This window comes from Pelomonas dachongensis (assembly GCF_043555865.1).
GTDB lineage: Bacteria > Pseudomonadota > Gammaproteobacteria > Burkholderiales > Burkholderiaceae_C > Pelomonas > Pelomonas dachongensis.
In genome coordinates, this window is record NZ_JBIGHY010000002.1 from 85,387 (window position 1) to 98,023 (window position 12,637).

Annotated in this window: 12 protein-coding genes; all 12 read right to left on the bottom strand. The window is 69.3% G+C overall.

The window, feature by feature from the left end; translation table 11 throughout:
• Window positions 1-4: 4 nt before the first annotated feature.
• Window positions 5-1,798, bottom strand: a complete 1,794-nt coding sequence (locus ACG02S_RS05165; protein ID WP_394469373.1) for a secretin N-terminal domain-containing protein — start codon at window positions 1,796-1,798, stop codon at window positions 5-7.
• Entirely contained in the window at window positions 1,795-2,199 is a 405-nt protein-coding gene (locus ACG02S_RS05170) for a hypothetical protein (RefSeq protein ID WP_394469374.1), read from the bottom strand. The genes ACG02S_RS05165 and ACG02S_RS05170 overlap by 4 nt, the downstream gene beginning before the upstream one ends.
• The gene (locus tag ACG02S_RS05175; RefSeq protein ID WP_394469375.1) at window positions 2,196-2,870 is read right to left on the bottom strand and encodes a hypothetical protein; all 675 of its coding nucleotides are present in this window, start codon (window positions 2,868-2,870) and stop codon (window positions 2,196-2,198) included. Before ACG02S_RS05175 ends, ACG02S_RS05170 begins: the two co-directional genes overlap by 4 nt.
• Complete coding sequence (locus ACG02S_RS05180; protein ID WP_394469376.1) at window positions 2,867-3,550, bottom strand: PilN domain-containing protein; 684 nt, start codon at window positions 3,548-3,550, stop codon at window positions 2,867-2,869. Before ACG02S_RS05180 ends, ACG02S_RS05175 begins: the two co-directional genes overlap by 4 nt.
• Before the next feature lie 20 nt (window positions 3,551-3,570).
• Window positions 3,571-4,566 carry a hypothetical protein gene (locus ACG02S_RS05185; protein ID WP_394469377.1) on the bottom strand — a complete coding sequence of 332 codons (996 nt, stop codon included), beginning with the start codon at window positions 4,564-4,566 and terminating at the stop codon, window positions 3,571-3,573.
• Window positions 4,566-8,552, bottom strand: coding sequence for a DUF6701 domain-containing protein (locus tag ACG02S_RS05190; protein ID WP_394469378.1), 3,987 nt, complete (start codon window positions 8,550-8,552; stop codon window positions 4,566-4,568). Before ACG02S_RS05190 ends, ACG02S_RS05185 begins: the two co-directional genes overlap by 1 nt.
• A complete protein-coding gene (locus tag ACG02S_RS05195; RefSeq protein ID WP_394469379.1) occupies window positions 8,549-8,983 on the bottom strand; it encodes an agglutinin biogenesis protein MshP in 435 nt (144 codons plus the stop codon). Before ACG02S_RS05195 ends, ACG02S_RS05190 begins: the two co-directional genes overlap by 4 nt.
• 2 nt (window positions 8,984-8,985) lie before the next feature.
• Complete coding sequence (locus ACG02S_RS05200; protein ID WP_394469380.1) at window positions 8,986-9,813, bottom strand: PulJ/GspJ family protein; 828 nt, start codon at window positions 9,811-9,813, stop codon at window positions 8,986-8,988.
• Window positions 9,791-10,351 carry a prepilin-type N-terminal cleavage/methylation domain-containing protein gene (locus ACG02S_RS05205; RefSeq protein WP_394469381.1) on the bottom strand — a complete coding sequence of 187 codons (561 nt, stop codon included), beginning with the start codon at window positions 10,349-10,351 and terminating at the stop codon, window positions 9,791-9,793. Before ACG02S_RS05205 ends, ACG02S_RS05200 begins: the two co-directional genes overlap by 23 nt.
• 38 nt (window positions 10,352-10,389) lie before the next feature.
• On the bottom strand, window positions 10,390-10,848 hold the full coding sequence (locus ACG02S_RS05210) for a type II secretion system protein (RefSeq protein ID WP_394469382.1): 459 nt from the start codon (window positions 10,846-10,848) through the stop codon (window positions 10,390-10,392).
• Complete coding sequence (locus ACG02S_RS05215) at window positions 10,848-11,237, bottom strand: type II secretion system protein (protein ID WP_394469383.1); 390 nt, start codon at window positions 11,235-11,237, stop codon at window positions 10,848-10,850. Before ACG02S_RS05215 ends, ACG02S_RS05210 begins: the two co-directional genes overlap by 1 nt.
• Before the next feature lie 165 nt (window positions 11,238-11,402).
• Complete coding sequence (locus tag ACG02S_RS05220) at window positions 11,403-12,635, bottom strand: type II secretion system F family protein (protein WP_394469384.1); 1,233 nt, start codon at window positions 12,633-12,635, stop codon at window positions 11,403-11,405.
• Window positions 12,636-12,637: the final 2 nt, after the last annotated feature.

Here is a 12,637-nt window from a genome sequence, read left to right on the forward strand (position 1 = left end):
GGCATCACTTCTGCGCGGGTGCAGCCGCCGAGCCGTCGAGGCGGATCACCCGCCTCGACCGGCTCTCGGTGTCGTCCAGCGACTCGCTGACCAGCCGGTTGTGCTGCGCCCAGTCGTCCGCGCTGCGGATGATGCTGGGCTTGATCAGCACCACCAGCTCGCGCTTGCGCCCGTTGTTGGCGCGGTTTCCGAACAGCGTGGACGTCAGCGGATTGCTGTCGGCCCCTGGAAAGCCCGAGCCGCGCCGCGAGGCCTCCATCTGCATCAGCCCGCCGATGGCGACGATCTGGCCGTCAGGGATGCGCACCACGGTGTCGGTCTCGTTGACGCTGGCACTGGCCAGCGGCAGCCGGAAATTGCCGACCTCGCCCAGGTCCACCTGCTTGACCTTCTCCGTCACGTTGGACACCGAAGGGTGGATGTGCAGCGTGACCATGTCAGCGGCGTCGATCTGCGGCGTCACGTCCAGCGCGATGCCGCTGAAAAATGGCGTCAGCGTCAGCGTTGGGATCTGGTTGGTGGTGCCGTTGCTGCCGCTGTTGTTCGTGTTGTTGCTATTGCTACCGCTGATGCCGGTGATGAAGTAGTCATCCGTGCCGACCTTCAGCACCGCCTTCTGGTTGTTCAGCGTCGCGATGCGCGGGCTGGACAGGATCTGCGTGTCGCCATGGCTCTCGATGAAGCTCAGCAGCGCTTGGAAGCCGCCCCGGCTCAGCGCCAGCCCGAAGCTGCCGCCACCCGCCGACGGCAGCGGGATCAGGTCCTGCCAGCTGGGGTTCTGCGTTCCTGTCGACAGCACCGGAAAGCCGCGGCTGTTGCTGACGAGGGGGTTGATGATGGTACCGACACCCGTCGGGATGGACGGGTTCACGCTGGTCTGGCCGATAGCGCCGCGTTCGCCGATGCGCGACCAGTCGATGCCGCTCTGGTAGCCCTCGCGCAGCTCCACCTCGACGATCTTGGCCTCCAGCATGACCTGGCGCTCCACGGCCACGCGCGTGGCCTTCAGCCAGGCGTCGACGTGGCGCAGCTCCTCGGGCATGGCACGCACGGCGACCGTGCCGGTCTGCGGGCTGGCGATGACTGTGCGGCCTTCGCCGGCGCCCACCAGCGCGCGCAGCGCCGTGGTCGTCTCGGCCCAGAAGTCGCCCGCCACACGCGTCGTGAGCTGGCTGCTCTCCTGCTGCAGCACGGTATTGGTGCTGCCGCCGCCCGCCGCGCCGTTGCTGGCGCTGCTGCCATTGCTATTGTTGGCGCCGCTGACTGGCGCGGCGCCCGAGCTGACGCGCATCTCGCTGCGCCCGCTGCGCTGGTGGGCCAGCGCGTTGATCGTGAACACACGCGTCTGCAGCGTGGGCGGGTAGACGGTGATGCGCCGGCCGTCGATGGCGTAGTCGAAGCCGTAGACATCACGGATGGCGTCCAGCGATTCGCGCAGCGTGACGCCCTTCAGCGTGACGGACAGCGTGCCCGTCACGCCGGGGTGCACCAGCATGCTGTAGCGGGTGTCGCTGACGAGGGACAGGAACACGTCGCGCGCCTGCGCGCCGTTGACGATGAGGTCGAAGCGCGGCTCGGCCGGCAGCACGGGGGCGGGCGGCGGCACCGGCTGAGGCTGCGCCTCGGGGGCCGACGCGGCAGCGGGCGGCTGGGCCACGCGCTGCTGCGCCTGCAGTTCCTCGCGCAGCGCCTGGCTGGGCTGGGCCACGCGCAGCGGCTTGTCGGCACAGCCCGCCAACAGGGCAGCAATGGCGCTGAGCAGCAGAACGCGCGAGGCCGGATGGACGGGAGCCTTCATGGCTGCTTCTCCTTGGATTTCTTGGCGATCGGGGCAGAAGCCGCGGCAGGCGGTGGTCGCTTCTCGACGCCGCCGTACAGCGGTTCACGGCGAACCTGACCGGCCTCGCGCAGCCACACTGCCTGCTCGGTGATGCGTTCGATGCGGGCGCCGTCGAGCTGTTCGCCCACGGCGTGGCGGCGTCCGCGCTGAACGACGTAGCCGCGGCCGTTGACGAAGATGACCTGGCGCACGCCGCTGGCGGCCGGCGCAGTGCCGGGTGCGGACGCGGCCGAGGCCGCGGTCATGGCGTGACGCAACGCCGTCGGCAGCGTGGTCGGGTCGCGCGCCGGCCCTTGCGCCGGTTCTTGCGCGTGGGCCGCCAGCGCGGCGGACAGCATCAGCAGGGCGATCACTTTCATGGCTGCACCTTCAGCATGAACAGCTGGACCTGCACGCGCGGCGCCTCGTTGCCGGCGCCGGCCTTCAGGCGCAGCTCGCCCCAGCGCAGGCCTGGCAGCTCGCGCTCCAGCGCTTGCACATAGCGCTGCGCGTCGCGCCAGCTGCCTTGCACCTGCAGATCCACGCCCTGCCAGCCGATGCCAGGCAGCACCGGCAGCGCAGGGCGCGCGGCGGCGGCGCCTGCGGGTGCGTCGTCCAGCAGCGTGAGCTTCTCCAGCACCAGGCCCGGTTGCTGGGCCAGCAGGCGCTGCAGTACGGCGGCAAGGCCTTCGCCGGCGCCGGGCGTGCCGGCCTGGCGAAGCGCGTTGTCCAGGCGATCGCGCTCGGCACGTGCCGTGTCCAGCTGGCTACGCAGCCGGCTGGCGGGGTCGCTGCTGCCGCGGCTCTCGGTGATGAACTGTTCGCGCAGCTGCGACAGCTCGCTGCTGCGCTGTGTCTGGGCGTCGGTGCGCTGCTTCTGGCGCTCGCTCAGCGGTGTCAGCACCATGAAGTCAAACAGCAGCGCCAGCACGGCCACGATGCCGATAAACAGGAAGGCCCGCTCGCGCAGGCTGAGCGCGTCGATGCGCCGGGCCTGGCGTTCCCAGGCCAGTTGCAGCGGCCGCAGGCTCACAGGGGCCTGTGCCTTCATCGCGTGGCTCCCGATGCCGACGCCGCGGGCGCGCTCACGACGTGGAATGCCCACACCGGCAGCGGCGGGCGTGCTGTCAGGCCGGCACCCTGCAGCAGGCTGGCATTGCCATTGCCGTCGTCGGTTCCAGGCGCGCCCAAGCGCTCCACTCGGAGCGCGGAGAGCTGCTGGCCGGCCAGCAGCGGATGCGCGGCCAGTCGGCTCAGCCAGGGGCGCAGCTGGGCCGTGTCCAGAGTGCCACCCGCCAGCTCCAGGCGGTTGGGGGCGTAGCGCAGCTCGCTGATCCAGGCGGTGTCGGGAAGCGTGCGCGCCACCAACGCCAGCACGTCGGAGTGGCGCTGGCCGGCTTGATCGTCGGACGCGCTGCCCAGCATACGCAGCAGCGCCGCTCGCGCGGCGTTGCCGTCCTGCAGCGCCTGTACCTGCTGCTGCAGCGCCGCTGCATCCTGCGGGGCCGGCAGGTTGACGCGCGCCACCAGCAATTGCTGGCGCTCGGCCTCGTACTGGCCGAGCAAGGCCTGGTGACGCTGGTGCGCCGATCGGTCGCGCTGGTGCAGCCACAGCGCCATGGCCCCGCCGACCACCAGCAGCAGCGCGGCGGCCTGCAGCAGCGTGGTCGCCGACAGGTAGCGCCGCGGTGCCAGCAGGATGGGCGCGAGGAGGTTGATCTGCTGGGACATCAGTGGGGTCGCATGTCGAGTCAGAGTTGCCGGGTGTCGGTGCGCAGCGCGGCGCCCAGCAGCGGGATGCACGCGGCCAGCGCGTGGGCCGGGTCGCCCTCGGGCTGCGGCGCGCCCGACATGAAGGCCGCCAGCGGGTCCAGTGCCACGGTGCGCTGGCCCAACTCGCGCTGGATCAGTGTCGCCACCTCGGGGCCGTTGCTGGCAGTGATGACGTACAGCCGCGCCAGCGGCAGTTCGGGCCAGCTGCGTTCCCACACGTCGATGGAGCGCTGCAGCTCGACCACCAATGGCGACTCCTGCGCGTCGTGCACGTCCAGGCTGCCGCCGGGCTGGTACTCGAAGCCCAGCGGCAGCTCGGCCACGGGGCCTTCCGCCTGCTCGCCGCGGGCGCGTGCCAGCAGCTTGGGGTCGCCCTCCAGGCGCCGCGTGTAGAACAGCTCGTCGCCGGACGTGACGACCAGGATGCAGTGCCGCTCGTCGATGAGCACCGCCGCGGCGGCCCGCGTGTCGAGCGCGTCGGCGCGTGCCTGGCGGCACAGCAGGTTGCGCAGCGCCGTCTCCCAGACGTCGACGACGCCGATGCGCTCGCTGATGCCGGCCGCACCGTGGGTGAGCGCCTGGATGGCTGTATTGCGCGCGGCGATGACGAACAGCTGCCGTGCGCTGGAATTGTTGGGGCGGTCCACGTCGCCGCCCACGTGCATGACGTCCAGCGTCAGCTGCGCGACGTCCACGTCCACCATCTCCTTGATCTGCCAGCGTGCGGCGGGCTTCAGTTCTTCGGGCGCCACGTTGGGCGTGTCGACTTTCAGGATCTGGTACTCGGCCGGGTCCAGCAGCGCGATCGCCTCGCCGGCGGCGACGGGTCGGGCCTCGTCCAGCAGGCCCCAGCGCAGCAGCCGGGCCGGGCCATCGTCAGCAGCGCCGTCGATCAGCACGAAAGCGTGCAGGCTGCCGACGCGGCGCAGCACCAGCCGGTGGACGCTGCGGCGGGGAGACCAGGGCCATCGCATCAATAGTTCTCCCGTTGGTAGAGCACGCCGTCGGCGCCGCGGTACAGGCCCCAGGTCGCGCGGGCGGCGGGGTCGCTGATGGCGGCGCTGCCGCACCAGGCGCCGCGCAGCGCGGTCAGGTTGGCGCCGGCGGTGGCCGCCTTGGCGGGCGTCCAGGCACCGGCGGTCTTGAGGCAGGAGGCATCGGCGGGCGGTGTGGTGGTGTCGAGCGCGATGGCGATGTCGTAAGTGCCGCGGCCGACACCCGGCGCGGCCAGCGGGAGGCGGCCCACGCCTGCCGTCACCGTGCTGGTCGTGCCGACCATGGCCGCACTCGCTGCCGTCACGCTGCGCAGGTTGCCGAAGGACAGGTTGCTGGCGCTGATGGCTGTGCAGGAATCCAAGGTGTTGGTGGTGAAGGCGGTGCCGTTCCAGTATTGCGCCGCGAGCGGCAGGCTCAACGTGCGGTTGGCCGCACCCATCGCATTCTGTAGCCGCAGCCGGCCGTGCCGCAGAGGGATTGCACCCCCCACCTTCACCCGGTCGTTGCCGTTGGCGGGGCTGTCGGTGTCGAGGTCGGGCGTCATCATGCCGACGCCGTCCAGGTCCAGTGCCGCGATGCCGAACACCGCATTGGCAAAGGGGCCGTCCGCCGCCGCTGCGCGCAGCGCGCGGGCCGTCAGCGTGACGTCCGCGATGCCAGCCGTCCAGCTGCCGGTGCTGACGCCGTTCTCCAGCCGCGCGTTGGTGGTCTTGAACATCGTCGTGCCATCGATGCCGGCCAGCCGCAGGTTCGCCGGCGTGGCGAGGTCGAGCCGGGCGAAGCTGCCTGTGTAGTTGACGGTCGTGATGCCTGCGGCGTTCAGCGCCGTCAGTCGGAAGCCGAGGCGGAAGAACTCGTCCATGTAGGTGAAGGCGGAGGCCGATGCGCAGCTCAGCGCCGCCCGGTGCACGACGGCGGGGTTGCCGGCGGTGAGGCCGAAGCCGGACGGGATGAAACGGCCCACGCGGGTGTTCTGGTTGCCGGCGGCGTTGAAGACCAGCGCGTCCAGCGCGATGCCGGCGCCGAGGTAGTTGCCGACGACGGCGCTCGTGTTCAGCGCAAAGCTGCCGACCTCACTGTAGGTCATCGTGCTGGTGGTGCCCACGCCGCTGCTGAAGCTGTTAACTGTGTTGCCGGCCAGCGTGCCGGTGGCGCCCCCGGCCGGCGTGATGGAACCGCTCGCGGTCGTCAGCAGCACCGCCGCGTTGAACCCCGCAGCGATGCCGCCGGCCGAGATCTGCAACAGCGGCAGGTTGGCGGTGGGCACGCCGTCGTTGTCGGTGCCGTCGGCGGCGCTGTTCCAGCGGTAGGCCGTCACAGTGGCGGAGAAGGGCGCGCCAGCCTTGCCGAAGATGGGGTCGCCCGAAGCGCTGCCGTTGAGGTTGTCGGTGCCGGACATCTTGAGGCCTGCGACCGCCAGTGCGAACGGTCGCACGGTGAGGTCTTGGCTGCTGCCGCTGATGGTGGTGGCCGCTGCGGTCAGCGAATCGTCTTCGAGGTTGAACGCGTACTTGCCGACGTCGGTCGTCGCGAGGTTGAAGGTGGCGACGCCGGCCGTGAAGTTCAGCCCGGTCAGGTTGTTGGCGGCCGGTCGTGCGGCTGGTACGTTACTGCCGCCGACACTCGGTGCTGTCCAGCTGCCGCCGCTGTCGATGCGCCAAAGCTTGAGGTTGCGGCTGCCGGTGTAGTCGGTGGCCACGCCGCAGTTGTTGGTGGTGGCGTCCTTCTTGATCAGCCTCACACGCATGTCGTGCGGGCGTCCAGCCACCGCGACGAAGGTGCCCGTGATCTTGGCGCCCACGTCCTCGTCCCAGACGAACGCGTTGTCGCTGTAGTTGATGGTGGCGGACGTGCGGCTGGTGCTGCTGACCGCGCTGTCGAGGACGGTGACGCTGACGTTCTGCGCCAGGCCGTGCGCGAGCTGAAGCTTGACGACGCCGTTGTCGCCTGACGCGAACGTGTAGCTGGCCTGCCCGCTGTTGGCGCCGGCGACGAGCGAGCCGGATGGCGCCGGGCCCGACCCCGGCGACCAGGTGCCGATGCCGGAGCTGGTGCTGAGGTTCACGGTGCCGGTATAGCTGGTCAGCGTGTTGCCGTTGATGTCGCGGGCCGTGATCGTCAGCGGTTGCGGCCTGCACGTGGAGGCGCTGCCGGTGCCGCCGATCGTGAAGCTGTTGATGGCCGGCACCGGGCAGCTGCGCGAGCGGGTCAGCTGGGTGGTGATGGCGCTGCTGTTGAGCACGCCGTTGTAGACCTGCAGCTCGTCGATGTGGCCGTTGAAGTGGAAACTGCTGCTCTGACCCTCGCTGGAGCTGGCCGATTCGCCACCGATGGTGGACCCGCCGGTGCCGGCCACCCAGGTGCCGGTGTAGGCCGATGTGGCGCTCGCCAGCAGGGTGCTGCTGTTGTTGTAGATCAGCACCTGCACCTGCCGGTTGGCGGTGTCGACGATGGCGGCGACGTAGTACCAGGTGTTGGCCGCGATGATGGGCGCGCTGTCCAGGCAGAAAGTGCCGCTGCTGCAGTTGGCGGTGGTGGCGCCGGCGCCATTGGTTCCTCCGGTGGTCACGGCGCCGCTGGCGTTCAGGTTGCGGTTGAAGAGTCGCACCGACGCGCTGCCGGCATCGCCGAGGCTCAGCGCCCAGCCGTTTTGATGGTCGTCATTCGCGAAGACTCGCTGGCCGGACTGCGCCGGTGCCGTGCTGCGTATCCAGCCCAGCACCGTGAAGCTGTTGCTCAGCGACGGGAAGCCGCTTGGCAGTTGCACGTAGGTGTGCGTTGCCGTCGTGGGTGTGGTGCGGTTGAAGTAGCCATAGCCGCAGCTGCCGGCGGTGGTGCCGTAGGCTGGCGAGCCGCTGGCGGTGATGGCAACGGGCGTGCCGGACGCAGCGGTGGCCGACTGCGCGTGGCGGCCGTTGCCGCTGGCGTCCCGCACCTCGGCGGCCGTGCCGTTCCAGGCGGTGGACTCGTCCATGCGGTAGTCGGCCACCAGCGTGGCGGGCGCGCTGCAGGCCGGCGGCATCGCAAAGGTGGAGTTGTTGACGACGCAGCTGTTGCTGCAACTCGCGCCGCAGCAGACGCTGTTGATGCTGCTCTGGTAGCCCAACGTGATGCTGGCGCTGCCGGTGGAGCGCACGCAAGCCTGGGCGACCGCGTTCTGCGCGAAGCCGATGGTCCCGTTGGAGGTCGTCAGCGCTCCCGCCACGTTGGCGGCATAGCCCACCGTCACGTTGCCGGCGCCGCCGGTCAGCGTGCCGCCGACGCGGGCTTCCTGGTCCAGCGAAATGGTGCCGGTGGTCGCGAGGTTTCCGGTCACGCGAGACTGGAAGCCCAGGCTGACTGCGCCCGCGCCGGCGTTGACGTCGCCCGAAACGACGGCCGCCTGCACGATGGTGATGTTGCCGGTGCCGGTCACGTTGCCAGTCACGCGCGAGTTCTCGCTGATCGTGATGGCGCCGCTGACTGCCGATACGTTGCCGCCGATGGTGCCGTTTTGGCCGGTGGTGATCGTGCCGCTGCCAGTGGTGGAGAGGTTGCCGGTGACCGAGCTCTGGTAGGCCAGCGACACGTTGCCGCCGTTGACCACCAGGTTGCCGGTGATGGTGACGTTGCCGCCGCCGGTGTCGTTGACGGCGTTGGCTGTCACGTTGGCCGTGATCTTGGCGTTGTAGCCCAGCGTCAGCGTACCGTTGACGACGAGGTTCAAGTCGCTGGCGCTGCCGGCGACGTTGATCTGCGACGTGTTGGTGTTGAAGCTGCCGTTGATGGTGACGGTTGCCGGCTTCGGGCTGTTGACGGTGACCGTGTCGCCGGACCCCAGGCTGCCGCTTGCGCAGGTGTAGTTGGCGCCGCTGGCGCTGCAGCCGGGCGGCAGGTTGCCAGGCAGCTGGTAGTTGACTGCTGCGGCCAGCGTCGGCACGCCCAGCGCCAGGCTCGCGATGAAGGCCTGCAGCCAGCGTTTCATGGCGTGGCGGTGCCGAGGCTGCGGCTCAGCTGTCGTTCCGCGTAGGCAGGCTCGGTCGTCGCGCCGTTGGGGCAGGCGCCGCCACTGGCGATGTTGCACGCCGTGGCGACCAGCGTGTAGAAGGCCAGCGCCTGCTCGCCATCAGTCGCGGTGGCACGGGCACAGGTAACCGTCACGGTGAAATCGGCAAGCTGGTCGGGCAGAGCGAAGCTGCGCGTGCCGAAGCAGGCCGGCTGGCCGCCGGCACGCAGGATCTGATGGCTGCCCCACTCCAGCCCGGCGAACGCCGCTTGATAGGCCTTCGCAGCTGCCAACTCGCCGGCGGAGCCAAGCTGCTGGCGCTGGGTCAGCGACGCCAGCGCCACGCCCAGCGCGGCCAGCACCACCAGGATGAACAGCATGGACATCATCGTGAAGCCGCGTGCGTGCATGGTCAGGGCAGGTTGTCGACGTGCACCGTGTGGTACAGCGACACCGTCTCGTTGTTGACACCCAACTGCAGCCGCAGTGTGACGAGCGCATAGCGCGACGCGATAGCGAGCGTGTCGTAGCTGAACGTGCAGGCTTTCACGTGGCGTGCCAGCACGGCCGCGCTGCCGCCGCTGGGCATGGACTGCTGCGCACTGTTGAAGCCGTAGCCGCTGTGGCGAATCAGCGTCTCCGCTCCCAGGTCGCAGCGGTAGGTGACGGGTTGCTCGATGGCATAGACGCGAAAGGGTGGCGCCAGCAGCGCGTTAGCCGGTGCCGTGCCCGCGAAGGCGACGCTGGTGGCGTTGCCGGCCGCGTTGGTTGCCACGCGCACATTGGCCTGCGTGTAAGCGTCGGCGTCGGGCGCCAGGCCACCCAGGTTGTACCAGGCCAGGCGCTGGTTGCCGCTGCTCAGGCGCAGCGGCGGGCCGACGATGTCGAAGTTGTTGTCTGCCGTGCCGAAAGCCAGCGCGTTGCCGCTCTCCACGGCGTAGCGCGCCGCGCCGCTGACTGGGATCAGCTCGAGGCTGCTGCCACTGATGCGTGCGCTATTGGGCAGCGCGGCTGCCAGGTCACGGGCAATGCGCCGCAGCGCGGTGTCGGCCTCGTCGGTCAACTGCGCCCGCGCGCTGCTGGCGAAATAGGCGGTGGTCGCGGGCACGATAAAGATGGCCACCATCGCGACGACCACGCCGGTGATGGCGATCACCATGACCGCTTCGATCAGCGTGAAGCCTCGGGCACCGCCGTGGCGGCGCGCCGGGCCGGTGTCAGAGCGGCGAGTTGGGCGCATGGCGGGTTCGCCAGCCTTGCAGCACCAGGCTGCTGCTGTCGGGACCGGAGACGGTGATGGTGATCTTCAGCGCGTCGCCGCTGCCTGCGGCGACTGCATCCAGCGTATCTGCTGCGACGGCCACGCTGGCCGTGTAGCCGGACAGGCCGGTAACGGCGGTGTTGGACAGGTCGCGGATGCCGGCCATGCTGAAGCCGGCGTAGTCGTTGACGTTGTCGAAGTAGTTCGTGGGGCCGTAACGGGTTTGTCCGGCTTCAGGACCGCTGGCCTCCGCCAGGCTTGCACAGCCGCTCGCGGAGGTTGCCGTCTCGACGTTGGCGTCACCCGTGGGGTCGCACCACGTGAACGGCATCAGCTGCACCTCGCGCAGCAGCGACTCGGCGATGGCCAGCTGCTGGCGGCGGATCATCGGGTCGGCACTGGCCAGCGTGGACGTCGTGAACACGCGCAGCATGGCCGCCAGCGCAATGCCGACGACGACGATGAACAGCAGCAGTTCGATCAGCGTGAGGCCGTGGGCCCGGCGGGGGAGACGCATGCGCTTCATGCTAGTGCAGGGTCGGGTGCTGCCAAGGGTCAAGGAAGCGGGTAGATCAGGCCTGTGTCCGCCTCGACACGGTAAGCCTGGGCGTAGCTGCCCTTGGCCACCGTGACGGTCAGGCTGGCCGACGTGCTCGTGGCCACGGCGCCCGCGTTGCCGCTGTTGAACGTGACGGTGCGGCTGCCGCCCTCGGCGATGCAGGGCGACTCGTTGGCGGGGCAGGGCAGCGAGTCGAGGCTGGCGCCGCCGTTGCCGAGGTAGGCCCAGCTGACGCCTGTGGCGGTGATGGTGGCCTCGATGGGCCGTCGCTGCTGCAGCGCCAGCCGCAGCATGGCCTGGTGGCGTGCCATCAGGTCGTCGCCAAATGAACGCAGCCGCCACAGCGTCGTGTCCACCATCTTTGGAAGGGCGAACACCGCCAGGGCGGCTGTGATCACGATGACGAGGATCAGCTCGATCAACGTGAAGCCACGCGAGTTGCGTGGCGCTGGCATCAATTGATTGCAGTCGCGGTGAATGCCGCAGTCAGACCGTTGCCGGTGACGGCGCAGTCGGTCTTGGTGGTATCCGCGCCGCCGGTGATGGCAGCGTTGGTGATGGCGTAGGCGGGGGTTGCGCCGGCCGGGAGCCCGCCCTGCAGAGCGTTGGCCACGTCGGTGCAATTGGCAATCGCCACGCCCTTGTTGGGATTGGCCTTGCGGCTGGCATAGTTGATGGCGGACGCGGAGCTGAGCGCGCCTGCAATGCCGTTCAAGGCGGCCTGCTTCGCGTCGGCATCCACGTTGACGAACTTGGGTAGCGCGACCGCGGCCAGCACACCGAGGATGACGATGACCATCACCAGCTCGATCAGGGTGAAGCCGGTTTGACGGGACTTGTTCATGGGGTCCTTCCTGCGCACTGCGCTATGTGGAATGGCAGCACTATCAGGGAGACCGGGACCCTTGAAAAGTGAATAGCGCACGCGTCTGGAACAGCGACATGCTGCCGACAGCAAAGCGTTGCTAGTTCACAAAGTGCCAGGTCTTGGCGCCTGCGGTCAGCGCGTTCAGCGGCCCATGGCCGCCTGCCCCAGGTTCCACAGCGGCAGGAACACGCCCAGCGCCAGCACCAACACCAGCGCGCCGATAACCGCCAGCAAGATGGGCTCGATGGCGGCGGACAGGCCCTTGATGGCGTAGTCGGTCTCACGCTCGTACATCTGCGCTATCTCGGTCATCAACGTGTCCAGCTCGCCGGTCTCCTCGCCCACGGCGATCATCTGCAGCACGATGGGCGTGAACACGCCGGTGGCCGTGGCACAGCGCGAGATGCTCTCGCCGCGCTCGACGCCATCGCGCATTTGCTCGATGCGGGCGCCGATGTAAGCGTTGTCCACGGTCTGCGCCACCACCGTCATCGCTTGGCTGATGGGGACGCCAGAGCTGCTGGCCAGCGCGAAGCTGCGCGCAAAGCGGGCCAGCGTGGCCTTCAGCACGATGTCGCCGGCGATGGGCAGACGCAGCTTGAATCGGTCCCAGCTGTAGCGCCCGCCGGGCGTGGCCACCCAGTGACGCCAGGCCATCGCGGCGCCGATGCCGCCGGCGAGCACCAGCGGCCACCATTTCACCGTCCAGCCCGAGAAGCCCAGCAGGATGCGCGTCATCAGCGGCAGCTCGGTCTTGAAGTGCGCGAAGACGTCGGCGAACTTGGGCAGCACAAACAGGTTGATGACAACCAGCGCGATGCCCATCGCGATGATGACCATGAACGGGTAGCGCAGCGCCTGTTTGATGCGGGCGCGAATGTCCAGCTCGAACTCCAGGTGTGCGGACAGGCGCTGGAATACCTCGGTCAGCTTGCCGGTCAGCTCGCCCACGCGCGTCATCGCGACGTAGAACGCGCTGAACACCTTGGGGTGGCGGCCGAAGGCGGTGGCCAGCTCGCGACCCTGGTCCAGGCTGGCGCGCACGTCCTGCAGCAGGCTGACGACGCCAGGATGGCTGGTAGACGCCTCTAGCCCGGCCAGCGCGCGCAGGATGGGCACGCCGGCCTTTTGCAAGGTGTAGAACTGGCGCGTCAGCACCAAGGCGTCTTCCTGCGTGATGGGTCGGGCAAGCAGGGCCTGCAGCCAGCCGTCGCCGCTGGTCACTCTGACCGCCTCGGCAGTGGCCTCGATGCTGACCGGCACCACGCCGCCCGCCATCAGCTGCGCGGCGACGGCGTCGCTGCTGGCCGCGTCGACGATGCCTTCGACCAGCTCGCCGCGGCCGTTGCGACCCTTGAATGCGAAGTTGCTCATCC